Below are 24,329 nucleotides of genomic sequence, written 5' to 3'. Positions count from 1 at the left end.
ACATCAAGAGAGCGGTAGCCTTTTTTAGGATCTCTTTCTCCCGCTCCAGCCGCCGCACCTGGGCCTCCAGCTCCTGGATTCGCCGCTGCTCCGGCGTCATCGCCTTGCCGTGTTCCGGCGTCTTGCCATGGCGCTCCAGGGTCAATTGCTCGACCCAGCGCCGCATGGCAGTTGGGCCTACCCCCATCGCCTTGCAGGCTGCCGGTATGGAATAGCCTTGATCGAGCACCAGACTGGCGGCCTCGAGTTTGAATTCCGGACTGAATGATCTTCTGCTCATGAACACCTCTTGCTTGGGCGCAGCTTAACGCCCTATCGGGGTGTCCAGAATCATTAGGCCACTTCAAGCCCCTCGCCCTGTAGGAGCCAGCTTGCTGGCGAACGATCCGAGCGCGGGTTCTTCGCGAGCAAGCTCGCTCCTACAACGAACAATCCGAGCGGGAGGGCGCGAGCAAGCTCGCTCCTACGGATAAAACCTTGAACACCCCCGGAAGCCCTCCAGTCCATACCTCTATTCGCGCTCGTGGTGATTGCGCGCGTCGCCATTGAACCTACGAACCCGTCCGGCGCGCCGGGCAAGGAGCTGATCATGCAAGCGTTGACCTACCACGGCTCCCACGACGTGCGTGTGGAAAGCGTGCCCGACCCGGTGCTGGTCGATGCCGGCTTTCTTCACGGTTTCCTGTTCGGCGACGCTTTCGACAAGGGGTTGACGTTCAAGATGGGCCAGACCCATGTGCAAGCGTTGCTGCCGAAGCTGCTCGAGCACATCCAGAAGGGCGAGCTGAATCCGCAGATCATCATCAGTCACCGCCTGCCACTGGCCGAGGCGGCGCAGGGTTATCGCATGTTCGATCGCAAGGAAGACGACTGCCGCAAGGTCATCCTGCGGCCCTGAACAAGGCCGCCGACGCCATTCGCCGGATTCCCCGAACCGGCCCCGGACCAGTCGGTCAGCCAATAAGCAATTCACCATCCACCGTGACCACAGCTCAGGAGAAAGACGATGAATGCAGTCGATCTACTCAAGCAGGACCACCAGCTCGTGAAGCAGATGCTGATGAAGCTCGCCGCCACCACGGAACGGGGGACCAAGACGCGCATGGACCTGCTGAACAAGATCCACACCGAACTCTCGATCCATACGGAACTCGAGGAACGGATCTTCTATCCGGCCTATGTGCAGGCCGGCGGCAAGGAAGAGGAAAAGCTGTTCTACGAAGCGAAAGAAGAGCATCGCACGGTCGATAGCCTGGTGTTGCCGGACCTCTTGAATACGCCGACTGACTCGGCGCCCTTTGCGGGGCGGGCGAAGGTGCTCAAGGAACTGCTGGAGCATCACATCAAGGAAGAGGAGGAGGAGATGTTTCCCAAGGCAGAAAAACTGCTGGGCAAGAAGCGGCTCGAGGAGCTGGGCCAGCAGATGGAAAGCCACAAGCTGAAATTGAAGCAATCCATGGGGCACGCGGCCTGATTCGGCCGCCTCAATGGGCCAGGGACCGGCCCAACAGGAATGACCTCATGTAGGAGCCAGCTTGCTGGCGAAGTCCGAGCGCGGATTCTTCGCGAGCAAGCTCGCTCCTACAAGTCCGGGAAGCAGCGGAGTACTGACCCTGTAGGAGCCAGCTTGCTGGCGAACGGTCCGAGCGCGAAATTTCGCGAGCAAGCTCGCTCCTACATGTTTTCGTAGTGCAAATTGCACGACCGCTTATCGCATGATCATGCAAATTGCATGTTTTCGTATCGAGCAATCTGGATTAATTCCTTTTTTATCAAGGCCTTGGAGAGGCATTGAAGCGGGCATGAAGGCTGCTTGGATTCCGCTACAACATCGCCAAGAACGGAGTCCGCATGAATCTGCCCGCATCCGCCTTCCACCTTGCGTTTCCGCAACATCAGGTCGAACTCCAGCCGCGTCCGGATGGCTCCGTGCTGCTCACCCTCCGGGGCGAAAAGGGCGCGACCTACCGCAAGGCCATCGACCGCAACGTGCTGTGCAGCGAAGCCTGCGCGGAACGCGTTATCCATGAACTGTTACGAGAAATGAAGCTGGCTGCCGGGGAGGTAGTCTGGCATGGCGCGGGCACGTCCTGGATTCCGCGCGACCTGCCGACCTATCACGGTGGAGCGATCACTATGACCAAGGCCAAGACGCTGGTTCAGCGCCGGAAGCTGGAACATGAGCGTCATATGGAAAAACACTGACGGGCCTTGCCTGAACCGAGAGTAGCGCCGCGGGCATCGGCAGGATGTCGCTCCGTGGCTTATCGAACCGCCGTTCTCCTCGTGGAACGGCGGTGTTTTGGTATGTTCATCCCGAGGATGCACAGCTGTGATCACGTACAGAACAACAACAATTAACGATCCCGAGGCTGCCATGACGAAACGAGTTTTTCCCGCGCACACCGCATGGAGCGAAGCCTATGTAAATGGCGATCACGCTATTGCCTTCATCGCCATACAGTCCTTGTCTGCCAACAGTAAGCCCAAGTTGCACCAGGTCTATCACCGCCTGCATTTCCGCCGGAAATGCGAAGCCCTGAGGGCAGCGGACGAGGCCCTCGCCATGCTGCTGCATGTGGACGAGCACGGCCGTCCGGTCTTCAGTTCTGCCGAGTGCTGATGACCGGTTTGTACGAAAAGCGCGAGGCGAACCCCGCGCTGCCTGAAACGCTGTTGGCAAGATATTCACTCAGGCGTGGGGGCGGGGGGCGCTACACCGGATTCGATGCCGCCACTGAAGGATTCCGACGGTCGCTCTCCTGATTCCTGTTCTGTTTGCAGTTGTTCTTCTGCAAGCCGCCAGAAGTGCTCCTCTTCTCCCTCTGGACGGCCCTGCAGTTCCCAAAGCTCATACGCCCGTTCGCGGATGGCGTTTTTGTCGATCATCGGCTTCTCCTCCCAGTGGGGTGGCAGACAAGCAAAGGAATCAGGCGTTTTGCCCGACCTGCTTTGCGGGGGTTCTAGTTCTGAGCGCACCAGCAGCATGGTGTTCAGGGTTTTTGCTTCAGGCGGCGTCCCGGCCCATTCATGGGCCAGAAGCGGCAGCGGGGCGTTGCGTCGACATCGGCGAGTGGGTCCTGCGCGAGGCGTGCCAGGAGGCCATCCACTGGCAGAGCGAGCTGATGGTGTCGGTGAACGTCTCGCCCGCACAGTTCTCCCATCCCGATATGATCGGGCAGGTGCAACGGGCCCTGGTGGATACCGGGCTGCCGGCCGAGCGGCTGGAGCTGGAGATCACCGAGAACGTCATGCTCAACGATGTCGAAGGGGCGCTGAAAACCATGCATGCGCTGAAGGAACTGGGCGTGAGGCTGAACATGGACGACTTCGGCACGGGCTACTCCTCGCTGGGGTACCTGCGCACCTATCCATTCGACAGCATCAAGATCGACCAACGCTTCATCGCGTCCCTCGACAAGACCGACCGCGATCGTTCGATCGTCCAGGCCATCATCGGCCTCGGACGGGCGCTCAACCTGATGGTCACCGCCGAAGGGGTGGAGACCGAAGGGCAACTCCGCATCCTCGCGGAAGAAGGTTGCGGCGAGGTCCAGGGCTTCTTGTTCAGCGAGCCCATGCGTCGCGATGCCCTGGAACAACTGTTGAACCTGGCAGTGCCATCCCCCGGCGCGACGCAGCAGGCCTAGCACGGGGCCTCGGGGCAGGGCGCGCAGTTGGCGATGGTGGGGGACTTAGAAGCGGGGGAGGGGGCAAATGGTGTTCTCATAACGGCTCCGTCCATGCCCGGAGTCAGGCACCGCCACCGCTAACTTCCGGATGGAACAGTTCCGATCTTGACCGTTTCTTGCATGTGCCGCCCCATGAAAACTATCCATGATGGCACCTCCTTAGCGGTATTATTGGCATTTGAAAGACGGCCCGCGGTGCCTAGCATCTGGCCATGACGGGTATGGATCATGCCGCCTCGATTGTGGATCGCCATAACAACCAAAACGGATCACTGCCGATACAGCTGTCGACGCGGAAAGTCGGATAGCTGTGTCGGATGAGGGCACATGTGATGAGCAAGCGACAACCCCGTGGTAATAACGCCAAGCTGAAGGTCCAGCCGAGTCACTTGAATTTCCCCGTAGTAGGGCTGGGCGCTTCCGCTGGCGGGCTTGCCGCGCTTCTTCGCGTGTTCGAGAACATCCCAAACGACAATGGCATGGCGTTCGTGGTGGTGATGCACCTGTCGCCGGACCATGAGAGCAGCGCCGACCAGATTCTGCAAAAAGCCACCAAGATGAAGGTCCAGCAGGTCACCCACGCGACCCCCATCGAGCAGAACTGCGTCTACCTGATTTCCCCAGCCATGCAGCTGACGATGAATGATGGCTATCTGCGTGTCAGCGATCTGAACGCCACGCAGCCCCGGCATATCGCCATTGACCTGTTCATGCGCACCCTGGCTGATGCCCACACGGAACGCGCTGTTGGCGTTGTCCTCAGCGGCAATGGCAGCGACGGTTCCGCCGGCCTTTCTCGGGTAAAGGAGCAGGGCGGGGTGACCATTGTCCAGGAGCCGAACGACGCGGAATACGAAAGCATGCCGCGCAGCGCGATCACCACCGGGCAGGTCGATTTCATCCTGCCGGCAGCGGATATCCCGCAGAAGCTCATGGAACTTTGGGAAACCATGCGCACCATCAAGCTGCCGGTTGAGGCGGATGTATCGGAGTCCGTCAGGAAGATTGAAGACCCCGACCAGGCCCGCGTCGCCGAGGCTGCGTTGCGCGACATCCTGACCATCCTGCGTACCCGCACGGGGCACGATTTCAAGCATTACAAACGGGCGACCGTACTGCGGCGCATCGAGCGGCGCATGCAGGTCAATCGCCTGAGCGATCTACCGGCCTACCGCGGCTTCCTCCAGGCGACGCCTGAGGAAACCGGCTATTTGCTGACCGACATGCTCATTGGCGTGACCAATTTCTTCCGTGATCGCGAAGCATTCGAAGCCCTCGAACGAGAGATCATTCCGCGCCTGTTCGAAATGCGCATGGACGAGGAGGCGCTGATTCGCGTGTGGAGCGCCGGCTGCTCCTCCGGCGAAGAGGCCTATTCGATGGCCATGCTGCTCTCCGAGTACGTCGTGTACAGCGAGAGCGAGCGCAAATTCCAGGTGTTCGCCACCGACATCGACGAGCACTCCATTTCCATCGGCCGCAGCGGCATGTATCCGGAGGCGATCCTGCCGGATATCGCGCCCCAGCGTCTGCGGCAGTTCTTCACGAAGGAGCAGAATCGCTTCCGCGTGAAGAAGGAGATTCGTGAGCGCGTGCTGTTCGCCATGCACAACCTGCTGCGCGATCCGCCGTTCTCCAAGCTGCACCTGATTTCCTGCCGCAACCTGCTGATCTACCTCGACCGGGAGGTGCAGACGGACATCCTGCAGATGTTCCATTTCGCGCTGGCGCCCGGTGGCTACCTGTTCCTGGGAAGTTCCGAATCGGCGGATGTGTGCATGGATCTGTTCACCCCGGTGGACAAGAAGAACCGCATCTACCGCGCGAAGGCCGCTTCGGTCATCGGCCGTACCGCCGCGCCTTTGCCCGTCAACACCTATACGGACATGCCGCAGCCGAGCAGTGAAAGACCCATGGAGCGTCGACGTATTTCCTTTGCCGAAGTCCACCAGCGCGTGCTGGAGCAGTACGCGCCGCCGAGCGTGGTGGTGAACCATGAATCGAACATCGTCCACATGTCCGACCAGTCGGGGCGCTACCTCCGCTATGTGGGCGGCGAGCCGTCGCACAATCTGCTGTCGCTGATCCATCCGTCGCTGCGCCTGGAGTTGCGCACTGCACTGTTCCAGGCGTTCCAGACCAACAAGAGCGTCGAGGCACGCCGCGTCAAGCATGAGCGGGACGGCACCAGCTCCTACATCAACATGGTCGTGCGGCCATTCCGCGACATGGATGCCGACTTCGCCCTGGTGATCTTCGACGAGGTCGAGGAAACCATGAGCAACGATGTCGATTCTTCCCAGGTGGATATCAAGGACAACGTGCTGTCGCAGCTGGAAAGCGAGCTGCAACGCAACAAGGAGCAGCTGCAGGCGACCATCGAGCAATCGGAAACCTCCACCGAAGAGCTGAAGGCCTCCAACGAAGAACTGCAGGCGATAAACGAAGAGCTTCGTTCCACCACCGAGGAGCTGGAAACCAGCAAGGAAGAGCTGCAATCGATCAACGAAGAGCTGATCACCGTCAACCAGGAGCTGAAGACCAAGGTCGAGGAAACCGGCAAGATCAACGACGACCTGCAGAACCTCATCGCCTCCACGGATATCGCTACGGTGTTTGTCGGCCACGACATGCGTATCAAGTCGTACACACCACGCGCCACGGCCATTTTCAGCATCATTTCCTCCGACATCGGGCGTTCGCTGCTGGACATCACCCACCGCCTGGATTATCCGACCCTGTCCGCCGACGCCGCGGATGCGTTCGAGTCGCTGCGCACCATTGAGCGGGAAGTCGCCAGCAATGATGGGCGCTGGTACATCGTGCGCATGCTGCCGTACCGCACCACCGAGAACGTGATCGATGGCGCAGTGCTTACTTTCATTGATATCACCCAGCGGCGTATCGCCGAGGAGAAGGCCCGCGAAAGCGAAGAACGCCTGCGCCTGGCGGCGGAGAGCACCCAGGACTTCATCATCATCACCCTGGACCGGGATGGTCGCATCACCGGCTGGAACAATGGCGCCGAGCGTATCTACGGCTACGCGGAAATGGACGTCATCGGGAAAAATGCCAATTTCATTTTCCCGGAAGAGGACAGGCACGCAGGCGTGCTGACGAATGAGCTGCGCATCGCCCGCGAAGCCGGTCGTGCCGAAGATGACCGCTGGCATGTGCGCAAGGACGGTTCGCGTTTCTTCTGCAGCAGTGTCACCACTGCACTGCCCAACGGCGGTCCCCATGGTTATGCCAGGATCGGACGCGACATTACCGGCAAGAAACGCGCAGAGGCGGATCAAGAGAGCCGCCTACAACAGAACCAGAACAGCATGCGCCTGCGCGACGAGTTCTTCGCCATGATGTCCCACGAACTCAAGCACCCGCTGAACCTGATCCAGTTGAACACCGAACTGATCGCGCGCCTGTCGATGGTCAAAAGCCACGCCGTTGCGGCACGCGCGGTGGACAGCATCCTCGGCTCGGTGCGAAGCCAGGCACGGATCATCGACGATCTGCTCGACCTGTCCCGTCTGAACACCGGCAAGCTCAAGCTGAACCTGGGCCCGGTGATCGTCCACAACATCGTCGAAGAGGTCATCAGCGCACTGACCACCGACGCCACCGCCAAGGACGTGGCCATCGAAATCGACGTACCCAGAAACGGTGACGAGCTGCTGGTCGCAGAAGCCGACGCGGTACGTATGGAACAGATCGTCTGGAATCTGTTGAGCAATGCGGTGAAGTTCACGCCTGCCAACGGCACCATCCGGGTTGCACTCGCTCACGACGCCGGAATGCTCAAGATCACGGTGCGCGACAACGGCCAGGGCATCGCGCCCGAATCGCTGCCGCTGATCTTCGAGCTTTTCGGCCAAGGCAGCGAAGGTCATCACACCTCGCGCAAGGAGGGGCTTGGCATCGGCCTCGCCTTGGTCAGGGAACTGGTGGAAGCGCAACACGGCAGGGTAGAGGCGTACTCCCCAGGGATCGGCCAGGGCGCGACCTTCTGCGCATGGCTTCCGCTCTACCAGCAGAGCGGGGAAAAGCTTGCCGCAGAAGAAGCGAGCGGTGGCCAGTTCAGCGGCCTGCGCGTGCTGATCGTCGATGACTCGGCCGATATCCGCACCATCATGCAGGCGGTGCTGGAAATGGAAGGGGCATCGGTGACCACGGCGGACGACGGCATCTCGGCCCTCAAGCTGCTGGAGGAAGACGGCTGGGACTTGATCCTGTCGGATATCGGCATGCCTGGGATGGACGGCCACGAGTTGATGCGTCGCATCCGGAAGATGCCTTACCACGAGAACACCCCGGCCATCGCGCTCACCGGTTACGGCACGACCAGCGATGCCGACCAGGCCTATGAAGCCGGGTTCAATGCCCATGTGAGCAAGCCGGTTTCCCTGGAGACGCTGCAACGGACGGCCCTGGAACTGGGGGTGGGCAAGGGCTGACCAGCCCATGTTCTTGATGGGGAGCAGCGACATCAGCTAGGAGGTGGCTTCCGGCTGTTCCGGGAGGACTGTATGCGCTCCTCCAGTTCACGCTCTTCCGCTTCCGTGTCCTCACCCAGCCCGAACTTCCCGTAGGCCTTGCGCAAGTCATGGAGCGTGCGCGAATCCATCTTGTCGAGACTGATCCGGGCGTTGTGGGCTCTCTCCGTTGCCCGCAGCAATTCGTCCAGCTTGATGTGCAACGCATCGTTGTCGCGGTTCTGCGTGTGCTGGATGAGGAACACCATGAGGAGGTGATGATGGTGGTCGAGGTGTTGATCACCAGTTGCCAGCTGTCGTTGAAACCGAAGAACAGCCGCTCAATCCCCAGAGGATGACGAACGATACGGCAGCCACGAATGTGTGGGGTTTGCCGGCGGCGCTGGATAGCTTCGAGGAAAGCGTGGAAAAGTTCATGATCGATCACCATGCAGAATGTTTTGCCCTGGACCTGTGCCAGCGGCCCACGCCACGGGAACTCATATTCGATTTCCAGATCGCCATCGGGATTAAATCTTTCTCCCGCTGACTAGCCATGTCAGAGCGAAAACAGCTCGACTCTTGCCTTTTATCTTTCTCCTTGAACTCTCCACCCCGCCGGTCATCCCCCTACTAGGCAACCTGATCTTTGATGGCGAGGTCCGCGAAGCGAGGTGCCCATCTCCCTGACTTCCAAAGAAAGGTGAATCAGCATGGAAACCTACCCCAGAAACAATCCGCCCGCGGGCAAGAGCGCCGACCCGCCCAGCACTGAAATGGGCGAGCACCTGCGTGATCTGAAAAACAGCGCTGCAGGACTCGCACAAGACGCCCAGGAGCAGGCCATGTCGCAGTACGAGCAGTACCGGGACACCGCCGCGGACCAGCTGGAATCGCTGGCGGAAGGAGCGCGCACGGCAGTTTCGGACCTGGAGCGGAACGACGCCCTGGGCATCTCCCATTACGTCGCTGACATGGCTGAGCGCATGACGTCGCTGGCCGACAACCTGCGCGGCAAGAGTGTCGATCAACTGATTCGGCAAACCGGCCAGTTGGCTCGCGATAATCCGGCGCTGTTCGTTGCCGGCAGCGTGGCGATCGGTTTCGGGCTGTCGCGCTTCTTCGGCGCAACCAGCCACCGCATGCCCGATGCAGCCACCAGCCCGCCTGACGATGCAGGTTACGTCCGTGATCCGTCGCAGGATTTCAGCCCGGTTGATCCCACGCCGGAAACGACCGCACGGAGCGCGGCAATGCCGCTCGATCCAGATCCACTCGACCGTTACAGCGACCCGCTCGTGCCCACTCTCACCGACCGGCTTGATGATGACTTGCGCATCGGCGATGACGATCTGCGCAAAGGAGTATCGGAATGACTGATCGACAAAACATTCGCCCGGAACCCACTCCGCTAGAGCGTCCAGAGAACGGCTCGACGGTGATGGGGTTGATCCGTCAGTTGAGCCATGAAGTCCAGCAACTGTTCACCAAGGAACTGGCACTGGCCAAGGCTGAAATGCAGGAATCCCTGCGCTCCACCAAGGCAGGCATCGCCGGTGTTGCCGGCGGGGTGGTGGTGTTGCTGGGCGGCTTCATCATGCTGCTGTTGTCGGCGGTCTATGGCCTGAGCCTGGTCCTGGCACCCTGGCTGGCGGCATTGATCGTCGGCGGCGTGGTCACGCTGGCCGGATTCATCATGGTTCAGGCCGGCAAAAAGCAGTTCGAGCCGTCGCATCTCACGCCTGAGCGGACCGTCAGTTCGCTGCAGAAAGACAAGGACGCGGTGATGAGGAGAATGACATGAGTACTCAAAGTCAGATCGAAGTCGAGTCGCACAAGGACCCGGAAACCCTTGAGCGGGAGATCGAACAGCAGCGCTCCAATATCGGCAGTATCGTCAACGCCCTGGAGAACAAGCTGTCGCCCGGCCAACTGGTTGACCAGGCGCTGGCTTTCACCAAGGACAACGGCGCCGAGTTCTTCAACAACCTGGGCACCACCTTGAGGAACAATCCAGTGCCGACGGTGCTGACCTCCATCGGCCTGGCGTGGCTGATGCTGGGGCAGAACCGCACACCTCCGGTCCCGAGGCCCACCTATGCAATCGGTGAGTACGGTGCGGACGGCGGCGTCCGGAACATGGCCGGCGGCGTCAGGGATAGCTTCGGCCGTGCGGCGGATGCAGTGTCGAGCGCGGTGGATCAGGCCAGGGAATCGCTTCGACATGGGCGGGAAGTGGCCAGCGAGCGTGTCGACTATCTGAGCGATGGCTTTGACACGGTCAAACACACCGTAACCGAGCGCAGCCATCACATGGCGGACTCCGTGCGGCACCAATCCGATTCGGTCAGGAACGGCTTTGACTACCTGCTGCGCGAACAGCCCTTGGCCCTGGCCGCGATGGGCATCGCCGTGGGTGCACTGATAGGCACTGCACTGCCTAGCACACCACAGGAAAACCGGCTCATGGGACAGGCGAGCGACCGGCTGACCGACGAGGCGAAACGCCTGATGCGGGAGGGCTACGACAAGGTCACGGAGACGGGCAAGGCAGCCATGGAAAACGTCCAACGACGCGCAGCGTCCTCAACCCGTTCGCCAGCCGATGAGATCCACCGCCCGGACGAATACGGCGCAACGGACCATCGGCCGAGCTCGAATTGAATCAAGGCTTGCGAACCTCTTGTAGGAGCGAGCTTGCTCGCGAAGGATGTGCCCCGAATGTTCGCGAGCAAGCTCGCTCCTACATTTAGGCTCTGGCGTTCGCCCGAAACTAAGACCCGCAAGGGGAAAGGTTTTTTGTAGGAGCGAGCTTGCTCGCGAAAGGTGTGCACCGATGGTTCGCGAGCAAGCTCGCTCCTACAGGTTTGGCGCTTCAGAACTTATCAACGTCGATGACGGCCTGCGCGAACGCGTGGGGTGCCTCCTGGGGCAGGTTGTGGCCAATGCCACCGTCGACGGCGCGGTGCTGGTACTTGCCCGAGAACTTCTTCGCATACACGGCGGGGTCAGGTCGCGGCGCGCCGTCCGCGTCGCCTTGTAACGTAATGGTCGGCACGCTGATCACGGGGAACTCCGCCAACTGGCTTTCCATTGCATCGAACTTCGCCTCACCTTCGACCATGCCGAGGCGCCAACGGTAGTTGTGGATGACGATGGCGACGTGATCCGGGTTGTCGAAGGCGGCTGCGCTGCGTTCGAAGGTGGCATCGTCGAACTTCCACTGCGGCGATGCGTTCTGCCAGATCAGCTTTGCAAAGTCATGGCGGTACTTCTCATAGCCGGCCTCGCCACGCTCGGTGGCGAAGTAGAACTGGTACCACCACTGCAATTCATTCTTCGGCGGCAACGGCTGCCTGCCGACCTCCTGGCTGCCAATCAGGTAACCACTGACGGACACCATCGCCTTGCAGCGTTCCGGCCAGAGCGCCGCGATGATGTTGGCGGTACGCGAGCCCCAGTCGAAGCCGGCGAGAATCGCTTTGTCGATTTTCAGTACATCCATGAAGGCGACGATGTCGGTGGCGATGGCCACGGGCTGTCCGCTACGGGCCGTCTCGTTCGACAGGAAGCGCGTCGATCCATAGCCACGCAGGTAGGGCACGAGCACCCGGTAACCGGCCGATGCGAGCAGGGGCACGACATCGACGAAACTGTGAATGTCGTACGGCCAGCCGTGGAGCAGGATCACGACGCTGCCATCGGCCGGACCGGCTTCGGCATAGGCGACGTTCAGGACGCCGGCATCCACATGATGGAGAGGACCGAGCGAGGTATTCCCGCCTGGCGCGGTTGGCGGCTTCGGTGCATCGGACTGCGCTTGCGCGGTGCCGACAAGGAGTTCGGCGGACGCCAGTGTCACCAGTGAAGCGGTCAGGAATTTACGGCGGTTGAAGCTGAATTCATCTGACATGGTTGTCTCCTTTTTCCGCGTCAGGCTTTCTTTCGGAAGAGTAGGGCGTCGAGGCTGAAACGTCCTGCGCCATTGAGCAGCAAGGGCAGGGCAGCCACCAGGTAGATCAGCGGCAGCTTGTAGTTGCCAAAGCCCTTGTCGCTGATGGCATAGCCCTGGGCGAGTTCCCCGAGGGTCGACCAGTGTGCCGGCCAGTGCACGGCGGCGATGGCGACAACCGACAACACCATCAGGGAGAAGACGGCGAAGCGAGTACCCAACCCCAGGATCAGCAGCAGCGGTGCGATCAGCTCCACCCACATGGACATCTGCCAGCTCAGCTCGGGCGGGAGCAGATCGAACGGAAAGGGAAACGCGGATTGGATGTCCACGAACCAGTTCTGGCCGTTCCATTTTTCCAGGCCCGACTCGTAGAACTCCCACGCAAGGAACAGGCGCAGTGGAATGTCGGCACTCCAGGCGCCTAGCCGGTCCAGGTGGTTGAAGACGAACTGCAAGGGGGAGAGGAGGGCGACGCGGCTCATGACAGGGTTCCTGTGACAGTGGAGGGCGGTCGGCGGGATGCCGTTGCTGCTCATGTGCAAATGCTGACAAGGCTGCTTGTCCCGTATGTGTCCGCTACGAGCCCTCATGTATCCCTGTGTAGGGATCACTCGTTACATCACGTCATCAATGATGTGCAAAGCGCCGTCTTTATCCCGCTTCGCCTGAACCCTAAATTCGCCTCCGACGCCTGCCCATCATGTCGATGGGAGGTCACTGGAGAGCTGTCATGTTCGTCAACGTGCCCATTACCCCTGATTTCACGGAGGCACAGTCATGCCGTCCGTAACCATCGATTTCGTTTCCGATGTGGTGTGCCCGTGGTGCGCCCTGGGCGCGACGGCGCTGGACCAGGCCATCGCTAACCTCTCCGGTGAAGTCCTCGTCGAGCTGACCTACAAGCCGTTCGAGTTGAACCCGGATATGCCGGCCGAAGGCGAGCCCGCGACGCGGCACATGATGCGCAAGTACGGGCGCAGCGCCGAAGAAGTCGCCTCCAGAAACGAGATGGTGATTGCCCGTGGCGAGGCCATCGGCTTTCATTTCGACCTGGAAAGGCGCAGCCACTTCTACAACACCTTCGATGCTCATCGCCTGTTGTTCTGGGCGTTGCAGGAAGGGCGGCAGAGGGCGCTCAAGAAAGTCCTGCTTCGCACATATTTCTCCGACGGCGAGAACCCCAGCGATCACGAGACGCTCGTGCGACTGGCCAGCGAAGTCGGGCTGGATGCGGGGCGAGCACGTGAGGTGCTGGCGACCGGAGCCTTCGCCAAGGAGGTCCGTGAGCTTGAAGCGTTCTACCGTGAGCGCGGTATCCAGTCGGTACCGGCACTGATCCTAAACGGCCGCCACCTGGTCTCCGGATCGCAGTCCGTCGAGTACTACGAGCAGATGCTGAGGCAAATGGCACAGTCCCCAACCGAGGCTTGATCAAGGGGAGCAGGCGAGGGCAGGTGGGCATCGAGGCGCTCACTCAAATAGCGTGAGCGCCTCGGCAGCGGATCAGCCGTGCAGGGCGTCTGACATGCCGCGTTCGTAGGCTCGTTGGTGCAACTCGGCGACCTCCAGGCTCAGCAGAGCCAGGTCGTGGCGGTGACCATCGAGGTCCTTGATGTGATTGCGCAGCACCGATTCGGGTTGGAAGCCTAGCCGTTCAAACACGGCGATCGCTGAACTCTGATCCACGGTCATCTGCACCGTCAGCTTTTCCAGGCCCATGCCAAGGGCCAGCTTGAAGCTCTCCTGAATCAGCGCGCGTCCCAGACCACGGCCTTGCCAGGTTGGCCGCACCAGAACCCGCAGATCGCCGACATGGGCCGACCAGGACAGCGCATCGCTGACCACCGCGGAGCAGCCGATCATCTCACCATCCACGAAGGCGGCGAGACTGGTGACACCACTATCCAGAGCAGACAGCCACGCCCTGATCACCTTGGGGTGGCCGAGATCGCGGGGAACGAAAAGGCGGTCGTGAACCGGCACCGCCTGGATGAAGGTATTGAGTGCGGGGGCGTCATCGGGGTGCAGCGGGCGAATCTCGATGCTTCTGTCGTTGATCGATAGCGTGCGTGGGTATTTGCGTTGGGCATTCTGTTTCATACGGAGCGTTTCCCTAACCATTGATCAAGTGCCGGCCACATCCGTTTTACCGCTGCCGGTCCCGCTACCAGGCTCACATGGCCCCCTGGCAGTACCAGTTCTTCCTTGTCCAGCGAGGCGGTCTTTTCCAGAAGCGGACGGGCAGCCGCAGGGGGTACCAGGGGTGTCGTGCTGGGCAACGACGCTAAGCAGGGGGACCTTGATTCGTCCAAGGTCGACCGGCTGCCCACCGATGCGCAGGGTTCCGTTGCTAAGGCTGTTCTTCCACAGGAGCTCCTTGACGGTCTGGCGGTAGTAATCGCCAGCCAGGGGGAGGGTGTCATCGCCCCATCCGGTCATCATGCGGTAGCCCCTGACGTAGTTCTCATCCCACATGTTGTCCCAGAGCCTGAGCTTGCCGGCAATGCGCCCGGCGGGCCTGAGCATGTCGAAGCCATTCATGATCATCCGTCCCGGAATAACGCCGAGGCGTTCTACCAGTTCGTCGACATCGAAGTGGTCGGGATGCGCGATGCTGCGGTGCCAGGGAATCTGCGACCAATCGACGGGAGGCGTGAAGCACACCAGGTTCTTCAGCGGACCGTCCGGGTTCAGCGCGGCGTAGATGCTCGAGAGAATGCCGGCCATGCAGTAGCCGACCAGGGTCACGTCCTCGCTACCGGAGTCCGCCTGGACGCGGCGAATGCAATCCGGGATGAAGTCGAGCACGTAGTTCTCGATCGTCAGGTGCCGTTCTTCTTGCGTCGGCGGGTTCCAGTCCACCACGTAGACGTCGTGCCCACGGTGCAGCAGGAACTCGATCAGGCTTTGGCCTTTGGCCAGGTCGAACAGGTAGGCCCTGTTGGTGGTCGCCATCACCAGCAGCAGAGGGACCCGATACACCTCATCCGCGGTGGCGTGATAGTGATACAGGCTGAGCGTGCCGCGACGATGCAGCAGCGTCTTCGGGCTGGTCCCGGATTCGGGACGGGGAGAGGAAATGTACTCAAGCCCTTTCAGGCGCCGCTGCACCATTCGCCGGACTTCTGTACGCACCTGGCTTGCAAGAGCACAGTCAAAAGGCATGCTCACTTCTCCTTCCGGGCACGGCGGCCATGGGCACTGGCCTTGGGCTTCCCGGCTCGCGTCCGGGCCTCGTTCAGGGCTTGTTCCGGGGCGATATCGATGGGAATGCGGGTGCGCGGCGGACGGGGCACCAATGCCTGATCGGGCATGTCCGGCAATAGCCTTTCGAGTTTTTCTTCCACCCGCTGCACGGCAGCCGCCAGCGAGGCGACCTCCGTTCGGCTGGGCAGATCCAGTCGTTCGAAGAAGCACGCCAGGGATTTGTCTAGGGTGTACTGGACGCTCAGCGAAACCTTGTTGAAACGGCTGAGCGTCTCGGCGAATTCCACCGTTTCCATTTTTCGGGTGGCGAACTGGTTGATGCCGTTCTCGAATTTGGTGAGGGTGTCGCGACAGAACTGCAGAGGGTCTGGGAACTTCGCATTGGCCATGACGGATTCCGGATTCAGGGTTTCGTGGGGTAGGTCTGTTCCGCGACCTGTTGTTCGAAACGATTGGCGAGCCGAAGTCGGATAGCGGCCGATGGTGCCAGCCAGGGCCTCAGGATCCACTGCGATGCGCAGGCCAGTCGGGGCGACAGCTGGCGCAGCAGCGCGTCTCTCCAGCCGTGGCTTGCAGTCAGGGCGGCCAGCAGCGAGGCGCCGATCTCGCCAAATGACCTTTTGGGCGACTGGTCGCTGATTTCCAGCGTGCGATCTGCCGCCGCCTCACCCGCGAACACCTGCGCCAGGGCCATGCCGATTCTGTGCAGGGCATCGCGCCCCGCGCCGACCACAGCGTCGAAGTTGAGGAAACCGTGGAATTCGCCTGGGTAGTGCAGCAGCTCCACCGGCACCTGGGCAGCGCGCAAACGGTTGGCATAGTCGAGGCCGTCGTCGCGAATCGGGTCGAAACCGGCGCTGATGACCAGCGCCGGCGGCAGGTCGTCGAGATTCGGATTGCGTCGCGGAGAAAGCCATGGCGCCGTGGGGTCCAGAGCTTCGGTAGCACTGGCGGTTACGTCGCGAATCATGCCCAGCAGCTGATTGCTGACGAAGTAGCCTTCGGCGTTCTCGGCCAGCGACGGGAATTCCTGCTGCAGATCGGTTGCCGGGTAGGCGAGTACCTGGAGGGCGAGCCGGGGACCCTTGCAGCGCACCCATTCCTGGGCAACCGCCGCACAGATGTTACCCCCCGCGGAATCACCACCAATGGCCAGGCGGCTGCTGTCGATGCCCAGTTCGGCACCGTTCTGGGCAATCCATTTCAAGGCGGCGAGAAAGTCTTCGCGGCCGGCGTTCAGGTCGTGCTCCGGTGCCAGGCGATAGCGCACGGCAACGCTGATGCAGCCAGCGGCAGCAGTGATGTTGCGGCAGATGGACTCTCCGCTGTCGAGATCGCCCACGATAAAGCCACCGCCATGGCACCAGACGAAGGCCGGCAGCAGCTCGCCGGTTTGGGCTGGTCTGAAGACCCGCAGCGCAATGGGGCCGGCTGGCCCTTCGATCTCCACTTCACTGACCGCCGCAACCGGCACCTGCCTGCCCAGTGCCAGCGCGGACAGCCGCCAGAGTTGACGGGTCTGCGCCAGCGAATATTTTTCGACCGGGCGCAGGCGCGTCGCCAGATTGACCAGCCGCAGCAGGTTCCTGGCATCACCATCCAGATCGGCGCCGCGACAGGTTCGCGGCATGCCCTCGCTGGAGAGGGTCATATCTGACGGCTTAGCCGAGGGTTTGGTTTTACTGACGTGTGCGTCCAAGTAAACGACCTCCGATGGTCTGGGTGAGCGAATGGCTTGCCTGCGCTCACGATATCCAGCCATACGAACGTCGGAACCACTCCTATGAGGCGGGGTGGCCCACTCTCACCGGGAACATTCGAAATGCTCCCAGACTTTCTGTAGGAGCGAGCTTGCTCGCGAAAAGATCCCGCCTAGGCTGTTCGCGAGCAAGCTCGCTCCTACAGGTTCGGCGCTAGTCCAAGTTCTCAGCCGGTTGCTTGGCGGTAATTGCTGGTGTGAGGGGAGGGCAGAAGCGTTCGAGAGAGCCCGCCCCTCATCGCGTCCTCTGGTAATCCAGGACCAGGGTGATGGTTCCATCCGCGTTGGATGAGACATAAGGATCAAGTGCTGGAAAACGAACCGCCGCCAGCTCCAGCAGAAATTCCCCGGCCTCCTGGACTCGCTCGCGAGTCGGCGTCTCGAGTTGGGTGCTTGTTCTTGCGAACCCGCTTGCTTCCAAATCTGCAGCTGCTTGCTCGAACAGTTCTTCCAGCAGGACCAAGGTCTTTCTATCCATGTCATTGCCCTTCGACGCGAATGTTCGTATCGAGCCTGAGTTGCCGGCATCGACGCTCTACGCCCGGGTGATTGAGAACCCCCGACGGCCTGATGCTGGTTATGCAAGGGGCGCACCTGAACTGATCGTTGAGTAGTTGCGTGTGCGTCGAATGGCGGCAGCGGCGTATGCAGAGCGATTTCGAATGGATGATCGTGGCGCAGCTTCAAATCGGTCCCTGGGGATGGAGACCCGATACCGGCGAAGGAAATACCCATCTTCGGGACAGGACGTACGTGGCATCGGCGAATAGGGAAAAGAGCTCAACATCCAGCATCGCGGGAAAGTCGCTGGGTTTCGAGATTCTCCCGCAGCAAACCAGGAGGTCGCGCGGCTGCCGTCAGTGATCATCGAAATTGGCGCGCACGATCTCCGGCAGTAATTCCAGCAATAGGGAAACGCTTTCAGCCTGTCAGCAAGGCTGTTGAGTGCAAAGCAGCGTTGTAGCCCTCAGAACTAAAACTTTGAAATGGTCAAAATCAAAAACCCCTTATAGCTCAACGGGTTCCTTTAGGGAATAAAAAGTTTCTCAAAGAATTTGTTCTGAAAAAAATGGGACACTTGAGGGGTTTCTATTTTTTCTGCAACTAAAAATTTACGAATGTGCGGTTAGAATTGGCCTCCATAATCTATTTTAATTCCAATGTGTTCTAAGCTTCTTGGTAGTGGCTGTTCTCGAATATGGAGTTAATAGCCGCTACGTATTCGGGGCAGAGGGTGGAAGGGGCGCGATAGTCAGATGAAGATTGGCGGGGCTTCCGCAGTCGAACAGTGGCTGCACTTTTTTTATAAAACGGCATGTGCTTTAGTATTTTTCGGCGAGACCAGCCATTTTCCACCAAGAAGAAGTAAAGGCTGTAGCGTAGCGAGCGGATATAGAATGCGGGTTTGTTGGGTGCTACGATAACTCTCAAAAAGTTATACTGCACGGCCTGGGAGCTAATCGAGCCAGGAAGTTCTCGGCGTGTTGTGCGAGGGAAGAGATAGTGATTTGTGTCGTTTGAATAACGCAACCAGTCCTCAAGCGCCGCTAGAGGACAGAGCAAGGGGAGGCGATGTATCTGGAAGGAGTATCTAGCTCTTTTCCCGACGATTCGGCTCGTTGTTATTTCAAGGGAGTTACTTGTTATTTTTACATCGCTTCGCGTAAGTCGGCACACGTCGGCAGTGGAAAGCCCGAACCAGAATCCAATTAACAAGATTGCTCGGTTTCGGTAAGCGGTTAGTGCAAAAGGTGAAGTTAACTTTATCGAGTCTTTGCGTGAGTCCGCTTCGGGTGACGTCTCAGCTGGGAATCGGCGCTGATATGCCTCGGCTAAAGACATTACTTCAATTAATGAAGGAGGCGGTTGGAGTCTTGGTTGGACTAGCGACACTCTGTACCTGATCTGGCGTACCAAATCCTTCACTGACGGGCTTTCGGTAGGGTCGGGAAAGTCGTTGTGCTTGTGCCAGTGACTGAGAGCGGCAAGCGTGGACGTTATGCATTTCCCGTCACCACAGCGATAGGCGTCCGCTAAGTAGAGACAGACTTCGTAGGCAAGCGACGGTAAATCTCGGCCTTGCCAATCAATATAGCGGTGCAACGCGCTGCGGCACTTGGCGTCTAGTCTGCCTGCGAGGCCGCCGCTCGACTCAACCTCATCTATCGGCATGATCTGGCAGTCCAATGGAATGAAGCGGGGGCTGTGTATATGCTGAAAAAATATAATAATTCGTGATTTTATGTCCTCATTAATCAACCGGTATTATGTTGATGGCTACAATGTAACTTGGTGCTGCTCCCCCATTCAAAGGGAATTCACGCGAGGGAGAGGCAAGTCACCCCACGACTCACATCAGTTGAGGGGGCGATTATGCCTAACAAAACACCGGAGAATGCTTTTCTTTCGCGCCTTCGTAGCCGGCGATCGGCACTCAGTTATTTATGGTTAGTCTACAGCCACAAGTTGCGGTCTGACCTCATCCTTGAAAGTAACCAGGAGCTGGCACACTGGCTGCTGAACCTTGAGTTCGATCCCCAAATCGTTGACTTCTGGATCCCAGGGGAGAACGAGTTGTATGGCGACCAACTGGGTGGTCGTCGGACGCGGCCAGATGTCGTGGCCAGGAACGCCGACGGCGTGCTGGAGTGGCATGAAGTCAAAGCTGGGCATGTGGATGAAGTCAATGCCAGTGAGCAGATCCAGATACAGCGCGAATTAGCCGCGAACAGCGGGGCGTTGTATCGCTTATTCGATGAGTCCACGCGTGTGGCCCGCCACTATGAGTTGTTGCCTCGACTCCGTCTCCTGCAGTTCATTGCAGTCGGGCGCAATCAACCCCTGATAGATCACGTGCAGCAGACGGTCCTCGACTACGTGACTCAGGAGCAGACGGGGACGTTTGGCGGGTTGCTGCAAACCTATCCCATGCTGGCCTCCACGCACCTGATCTGTGCCCTGGTGCGCCTCACCATCGAAGGGCTGCTGACGTACGACAGAAATCAACACCAGCCTGCGGTCAACCAGATATGCGATTTACCATAATATAGATTATGCGAAGCCTAGGGTAAGAGCGATAGCGATCACCATGGCCAGAATCAGCCAGACGCCGGAGCCAACAGATCGGCGCGGCGGCTCCTGTCACTGTTTCTAAAAAACTGGACTTTTGTTTTTTAAAAATCGGACCCTCCACTTTCAAGCACTTAGTGACGCCCAGATCCATGCGTACTGCCTCGGGCTGCGTCTGTGTTTTTTAAAAACTGGACCATCCCCACAGTCGGAATCCACCAAGTTGCCTGGATAGCGTGAAGCAAGTTTAGTCCATCCGCCTTCAGCACCGCGCTGACGTGATCAACGGATGGCGTTCGCGGCCTGGGCCTGAGTCCTCGGAAGGAATTCTTCATCTAAATTCGGAAGTAAAGAGACGACAAGCCGACAAAGCTCTTGGTCGTAACCGGCGAGAAATGACCTGCCCAGGGCTGTGTACTCAGATCCTGAACGCTTCCTGATCGACAAAGGCATTCAGGGTCTGCAGCGCAGGGATCAAGCTGTTGTCTGTGTACTCGCACCCAGTGCTACTGACCGGCGTCTGACCCCGCTTGTCAGCCTCCTCCGGACGATGGCCATTGCCACCTCGCAGGCTGGCCAACATCGGTTGGTAGCCCAACTGCCAGGCCACGGTTCCGGGAAAGCTTGATCGGAGCGCCACCAGGATCGCCATGCCGGCCCAGTCCAGGTCTCCCCAGAATTGAGATTCCCCAGATTCTTGACCATAGAGCCAGCGACCGAAGCGTTCAGTATGAAGGGGCTCTTGGCTGCCCAGATTCGAGAAGAACAGCGATGACGTTGCTACCTGCCGCAAGCGAGCGGCCGAACCTTTGAATCCAGAGGCGTGCACCATGGCCAACCGGTAGGCTTCAGCATTCACCGAGCGAATTGTACGCTCGAACGACACCTGGTTCTCAATAAACAGCACGCCATCCCAGCCGCCGTGTGGCAGGAATACCTGCAGCTGAATGGGCGCCTCCGCGAAGGGGCATTCAGACAGACCAAGGATCGCTGCCACCAGGGTTTGGCGGTTATCCAGGACCTTGGACATGCCCCAGAACAACTGGGCGGAGACCTCACGTAGAAACAAAGGCTCCTTCGCAAGTCCAGCCAATCGATTGAGCTGCTCTACGACGGCCGCCATGTCACGCCCAGGAAGGTCAATGCAGAAATTCCGCACCACCGCTTTGGCTACCTCTGGTGCCTGTAACCCCAAGTCCACCGCCGCCCGCCAACGCTCGTTCGCCGTCTGCGGTCGTTCGGCCCTGCCCGTAGCCGTCCGAAGCCATTCACTGTCCCGAATCTCAACCTTGGGTGCCAGGGCATAGCCGGCACGAGACATCGCCGCCCTCCCCGGCTTAATCTCGATCCAACCACTCTCGTGTAGCTGCTGGATCTGCGACCACAAGTGCTCCTTTTCCGACTCGTACAGAGCCTTGAAGAGCGCAGGCCAAGTGATCTCCGTCAGCGCCATCGCATTAGGTTTGGTTCCGCGCTTTTCGGCCGCATCAAGCCTGTTTACCAAGCTGTTCAAGACCTCTTGGATTGCCGGTTGCTGCGCCCAAATCGGTAGGCTCATGGGACAGCCTCTTGCGCTGGCTCTTCGTCCGGCTCCAGAGGATTCTCCACCTCGAATCTCATGCGGGCCTGCTCTCTTGCCACCCTACGCTGCTGTTCCCACATCACTCGCATCTTGTCTGGTCGCAACTCGCGGGAATCGCATTCTGAAATGAAGTCGAGCTCCCCATTCTCGACTGGAGACAGACGGGTAAAAGTGAATTCGCGGGTAAACTCATCACGAATGGCCCCGGCCTTCATGGTCGGAACAGCGCAGATGACCTGCAGATTGAGGTTGTCACGTAAGAATCCCAGGACTGCGCGCGCACGAGTTTCATCCATGCGTGCGAAGGACTCATCGTTCACCAGCAGCTTGAGGCTGGGGCCTTTGTCGAAGACTTTCAGCTTGTTGGTTACCACTGCGGCCCTGACTATGTACGCAGGCGTTTCGAGCTGACCACCCGACCCGGTGCCCCACTCCGACAACTTGATCGCGCCCCCACTGTCGGAGTGATTCACGATGTCGTAGACGCGGTAGTTGCGATAATCCGCGATCCGCATCAGTTCCTTGGTTGCGCGTTCATGGTCGTCATCCAGGAGCAAACCGATCAGCCTGTCCCGGACGGCAACCTGGATGTCGGTGAGCGATGCGGAACCAAACAGGTCATGGGCCTCGTTGGAGGCGGCCATCTCGGCCACGGCACCGAAGAAGGTGTAGTACTCGTAGAATTCGGGCACCCATTTTGACCACTCGATCTCAAAACGATCGGACCCAAACTTCAGATTCCGCAGTTCGTTGTTGAGTATTCGCAACTCGCGGACGCCCTCCTCCACCTTACCGCGGATCTCGACGCAAAACTGCTTGGTAAACACATCGCGGAAAGAGGCTTCAGCGTCGGCAAGATCCTGGGCGTTGTTGAGGAGACCGATGTTTTTTAGGTCCGCAAGTGTGGCCAGGACTTCGCCCCGCAAGAGGACTAAATGGCCATACACCAGATCGAAGCGATCATGTTCCAGAACATCCGGTACGCCACCGGTAAAGCGCTCATCTTGCCGGGCGACCCGATTGTGCTCGGCCAGATCATGCCTGACATCGCCCGCCTTGATGGATGTGTTCGCACGCATGCCAGGAATTGCAGATTCCAGGTTGTCCTCGCGCCCTTGCCATGTGGCAGCGAGTTCATAGGCAGTTTCCAGGAACAGATTCGCCACGTGGGCCCGGTTGACATCGCAAAGGCTCCGTACCCGGTCGACTTCGTTGGCCAACGACTGCACCACTGCAGGTCTACGCTCCTCAAGGGAGGTAATCTGAACGAGCCCCTTGAAACACAGGACACCGTTTCCCCCTTACCATAAGGGATAGGCAAACGACTGTGTTTATGACTACCAGCAAAGACAAAACCATCGAAGTGCTCGGCCAGGAGCGGCGTCGCCGCTGGAGCGTCGAGGAAAAACTGGCCATGGTGCGCGAGAGTCTCGAGCCCGGGCAAAGCGTCTCGGTGGTGGCCCGGCGCAACGGCATCAACCCCAACCAACTGTTCCACTGGCGCAAGCTCTACCAGGACGGCAGCCTCTCGGCGGTCAGTGCCGGTGAAGCGGTGGTGCCCGCCTCCGAGTTGGCCGATGCCCTCAAGCAGATCCGCGAACTGCAACGGATGCTGGGCAAGAAGACCATGGAGGCCGAGATCCTCAAGGAAGCGGTGGAGATCGCCCGCTCGCGAAAATGGATTGCGCACTCACCCTTGTTGCCGGGGGACGACCAGTGAAGGCGGTCAGTGAGAGTCTCGGTGTGGCGCGCTCGCAATTGACGGCTCGACTCAAACAACCCGCTCCAGGGCTGCGGCCTCGTCGGCGCCGAGCGTTCAACGATGTGACCTTGGTCGAGCAGATCCAGCAGGCAGTCGGCGCCCTGCCCAGCTATGGCTATCGTCGGATCTGGGGTCTGTTGCGTCGGCAGCATGAGCAACAGGCCCTGCCACCGGTCAACGTGAAGCGGGTTTACCGCGTCATGCGTGATCACGATCTGTTGCTGGAACGCCGTCGCAAGCAGCCGGGTGTGGCGCGGCGTCACGAAGGTCGTGTCGCCGTGGATACAAGCAACACCCGCTGGTGTTCGGATGGCTTCGAGTTCCGCTGCGAGGATGGTGACAAACTGCGCGTGACCTTCGCTCTGGACTGCTGCGACCGCGAAGCCATCAGTTGGGTGGCCAGCCCACACGGCTACAGTGGCGACGATGTCCGCGACGTGATGCTGGAAGCCGTCGAGCAACGCTTCGGTAGCGAGCTGCCTGCGTCGCCGGTGCAATGGCTGAGCGATAACGGCTCGGCCTATACCGCCGAACAGACCCGGGTCTTTGCCCGGCAGATCGGCCTGCTACCTCTGACAACACCGGTGTGCAGCCCACAGAGCAACGGGATGGCGGAGAGCTTCGTGAAGACCATGAAGCGCGACTATATCCGCCACATGCCCAAGCCCGATCGAGCGACGGCCCTGCGCAACCTGGCCATCGCCTTCGAGCATTACAACGAGGAACATCCGCACAGCGCACTGAACTACCGCTCACCTCGGGAGTTCAGACGCTTGGCTGAGGCATCAACTTAACGGGGTACCGGTGTCCGGTTTGATAGGGGCAAGTCCA

The 24,329-nt window shown here is 59.7% G+C and carries 21 protein-coding genes and 3 pseudogenes; 12 read left to right on the top strand and 12 right to left on the bottom strand.

What is annotated here, in order from left to right; translation table 11 throughout:
- Positions 1 to 286, bottom strand: a 286-nt coding sequence (locus E8E95_RS03260) for a transposase (RefSeq protein ID WP_280348068.1), incomplete at its 3' end; no start/stop codon positions are given.
- Between the two features lie 375 nt (positions 287 to 661).
- On the opposite strand from E8E95_RS03260, the pseudogene E8E95_RS03250 reads away from it, so the two are divergent.
- From E8E95_RS03250 to E8E95_RS03235, 4 genes and pseudogenes are all read left to right on the top strand, one after another.
- Positions 662 to 898, top strand: a pseudogene (locus E8E95_RS03250) (glutathione-dependent formaldehyde dehydrogenase); the annotation flags it as partial.
- A gap of 108 nt (positions 899 to 1,006) precedes the next feature.
- Positions 1,007 to 1,474, top strand: a complete 468-nt coding sequence (locus tag E8E95_RS03245; protein ID WP_280348067.1) for a hemerythrin domain-containing protein — start codon at positions 1,007 to 1,009, stop codon at positions 1,472 to 1,474.
- A 377-nt stretch (positions 1,475 to 1,851) separates the two neighbouring features.
- A complete protein-coding gene (locus E8E95_RS03240) occupies positions 1,852 to 2,205 on the top strand; it encodes a DUF3509 domain-containing protein (protein ID WP_280348066.1) in 354 nt (117 codons plus the stop codon).
- Between the two features lie 127 nt (positions 2,206 to 2,332).
- Positions 2,333 to 2,623, top strand: coding sequence for a hypothetical protein (locus E8E95_RS03235; RefSeq protein WP_280348065.1), 291 nt, complete (start codon positions 2,333 to 2,335; stop codon positions 2,621 to 2,623).
- Between the two features lie 65 nt (positions 2,624 to 2,688).
- Here the strand turns inward: E8E95_RS03235 and E8E95_RS03230 are convergent, their stop codons facing one another.
- A complete protein-coding gene (locus E8E95_RS03230; RefSeq protein ID WP_280348064.1) occupies positions 2,689 to 2,889 on the bottom strand; it encodes a DUF2934 domain-containing protein in 201 nt (66 codons plus the stop codon).
- A 170-nt stretch (positions 2,890 to 3,059) separates the two neighbouring features.
- Between E8E95_RS03230 and E8E95_RS03225 the strand changes: the two are divergent.
- Together E8E95_RS03225 and E8E95_RS03220 are read left to right on the top strand one after the other, a co-directional pair.
- Positions 3,060 to 3,650: pseudogene (locus E8E95_RS03225) on the top strand (EAL domain-containing protein); the annotation flags it as partial.
- 374 nt (positions 3,651 to 4,024) lie between these two features.
- Positions 4,025 to 8,146 carry a CheR family methyltransferase gene (locus E8E95_RS03220; RefSeq protein WP_280348063.1) on the top strand — a complete coding sequence of 1,374 codons (4,122 nt, stop codon included), beginning with the start codon at positions 4,025 to 4,027 and terminating at the stop codon, positions 8,144 to 8,146.
- Positions 8,147 to 8,178: 32 nt separating this feature from the next.
- Here E8E95_RS03220 and E8E95_RS03215 read toward each other — a convergent pair.
- A pseudogene (locus tag E8E95_RS03215) lies at positions 8,179 to 8,602 on the bottom strand (low affinity iron permease family protein).
- Between the two features lie 275 nt (positions 8,603 to 8,877).
- Between E8E95_RS03215 and E8E95_RS03210 the strand changes: the two are divergent.
- Genes E8E95_RS03210 through E8E95_RS03200 form a run of 3 tightly spaced genes read left to right on the top strand, consistent with a single transcriptional unit; the run spans position 8,878 to position 10,828 of the window.
- Positions 8,878 to 9,540 (top strand): hypothetical protein, encoded by a 663-nt coding sequence (locus tag E8E95_RS03210; protein ID WP_280348062.1) that lies wholly within the window; start codon positions 8,878 to 8,880, stop codon positions 9,538 to 9,540.
- Positions 9,537 to 9,968, top strand: coding sequence for a phage holin family protein (locus E8E95_RS03205; RefSeq protein WP_280348061.1), 432 nt, complete (start codon positions 9,537 to 9,539; stop codon positions 9,966 to 9,968). The genes E8E95_RS03210 and E8E95_RS03205 overlap by 4 nt, the downstream gene beginning before the upstream one ends.
- A complete protein-coding gene (locus E8E95_RS03200) occupies positions 9,965 to 10,828 on the top strand; it encodes a DUF3618 domain-containing protein (protein ID WP_280348060.1) in 864 nt (287 codons plus the stop codon). Before E8E95_RS03205 ends, E8E95_RS03200 begins: the two co-directional genes overlap by 4 nt.
- A gap of 211 nt (positions 10,829 to 11,039) precedes the next feature.
- Here the strand turns inward: E8E95_RS03200 and E8E95_RS03195 are convergent, their stop codons facing one another.
- Complete coding sequence (locus E8E95_RS03195; protein WP_280348059.1) at positions 11,040 to 12,077, bottom strand: alpha/beta hydrolase; 1,038 nt, start codon at positions 12,075 to 12,077, stop codon at positions 11,040 to 11,042.
- A gap of 20 nt (positions 12,078 to 12,097) precedes the next feature.
- Entirely contained in the window at positions 12,098 to 12,601 is a 504-nt protein-coding gene (locus tag E8E95_RS03190) for a DoxX family protein (protein ID WP_280348058.1), read from the bottom strand.
- 295 nt (positions 12,602 to 12,896) lie between these two features.
- Between E8E95_RS03190 and E8E95_RS03185 the strand changes: the two genes are divergently transcribed.
- The gene (locus tag E8E95_RS03185; protein WP_280348057.1) at positions 12,897 to 13,550 is read left to right on the top strand and encodes a DsbA family oxidoreductase; all 654 of its coding nucleotides are present in this window, start codon (positions 12,897 to 12,899) and stop codon (positions 13,548 to 13,550) included.
- Positions 13,551 to 13,622: 72 nt separating this feature from the next.
- Here E8E95_RS03185 and E8E95_RS03180 read toward each other — a convergent pair whose 3' ends face one another.
- From E8E95_RS03180 to E8E95_RS03160, 5 genes are all read right to left on the bottom strand, one after another.
- Positions 13,623 to 14,219, bottom strand: a complete 597-nt coding sequence (locus tag E8E95_RS03180) for a GNAT family N-acetyltransferase (RefSeq protein ID WP_280348056.1) — start codon at positions 14,217 to 14,219, stop codon at positions 13,623 to 13,625.
- 24 nt (positions 14,220 to 14,243) lie between these two features.
- Complete coding sequence (locus tag E8E95_RS03175; protein WP_280348055.1) at positions 14,244 to 15,284, bottom strand: alpha/beta fold hydrolase; 1,041 nt, start codon at positions 15,282 to 15,284, stop codon at positions 14,244 to 14,246.
- Between the two features lie 2 nt (positions 15,285 to 15,286).
- A complete protein-coding gene (locus tag E8E95_RS03170; protein WP_280348054.1) occupies positions 15,287 to 15,715 on the bottom strand; it encodes a hypothetical protein in 429 nt (142 codons plus the stop codon).
- Positions 15,716 to 15,729: 14 nt separating this feature from the next.
- On the bottom strand, positions 15,730 to 16,977 hold the full coding sequence (locus tag E8E95_RS03165) for an alpha/beta hydrolase (protein WP_280348053.1): 1,248 nt from the start codon (positions 16,975 to 16,977) through the stop codon (positions 15,730 to 15,732).
- 343 nt (positions 16,978 to 17,320) lie between these two features.
- Positions 17,321 to 17,563 carry a hypothetical protein gene (locus E8E95_RS03160; protein ID WP_280348051.1) on the bottom strand — a complete coding sequence of 81 codons (243 nt, stop codon included), beginning with the start codon at positions 17,561 to 17,563 and terminating at the stop codon, positions 17,321 to 17,323.
- A gap of 1,895 nt (positions 17,564 to 19,458) precedes the next feature.
- Between E8E95_RS03160 and E8E95_RS03155 the strand changes: the two genes are divergently transcribed.
- Positions 19,459 to 20,130: a hypothetical protein gene (locus E8E95_RS03155; RefSeq protein WP_280348049.1), complete on the top strand. Its 672-nt coding sequence runs from the start codon at positions 19,459 to 19,461 to the stop codon at positions 20,128 to 20,130.
- Between the two features lie 442 nt (positions 20,131 to 20,572).
- Here E8E95_RS03155 and E8E95_RS03150 read toward each other — a convergent pair whose 3' ends face one another.
- The gene (locus E8E95_RS03150) at positions 20,573 to 21,712 is read right to left on the bottom strand and encodes a Wadjet anti-phage system protein JetD domain-containing protein (protein WP_280348047.1); all 1,140 of its coding nucleotides are present in this window, start codon (positions 21,710 to 21,712) and stop codon (positions 20,573 to 20,575) included.
- Positions 21,709 to 22,956 (bottom strand): SbcC/MukB-like Walker B domain-containing protein, encoded by a 1,248-nt coding sequence (locus E8E95_RS03145; protein WP_280348045.1) that lies wholly within the window; start codon positions 22,954 to 22,956, stop codon positions 21,709 to 21,711. The genes E8E95_RS03150 and E8E95_RS03145 overlap by 4 nt, the downstream gene beginning before the upstream one ends.
- Before the next feature lie 113 nt (positions 22,957 to 23,069).
- Between E8E95_RS03145 and E8E95_RS03140 the strand changes: the two genes are divergently transcribed.
- A protein-coding gene (locus E8E95_RS03140) for an IS3 family transposase (RefSeq protein ID WP_280347810.1) occupies positions 23,070 to 24,292 on the top strand; the annotation gives its coding sequence in 2 pieces (ribosomal slippage) (positions 23,070 to 23,415 and positions 23,415 to 24,292; 1,224 coding nt in all).
- Positions 24,293 to 24,329 lie beyond the last annotated feature (37 nt).

The sequence above is a fragment of the Pseudomonas sp. BN414 genome, assembly GCF_029871275.1.
GTDB classification, from domain to species: Bacteria; Pseudomonadota; Gammaproteobacteria; order Pseudomonadales; family Pseudomonadaceae; genus Metapseudomonas; species Metapseudomonas resinovorans_C.
The sequence above is the reverse complement of the archived record's forward strand: the minus strand, read 5'-3'. Positions and strand labels throughout refer to the sequence as shown.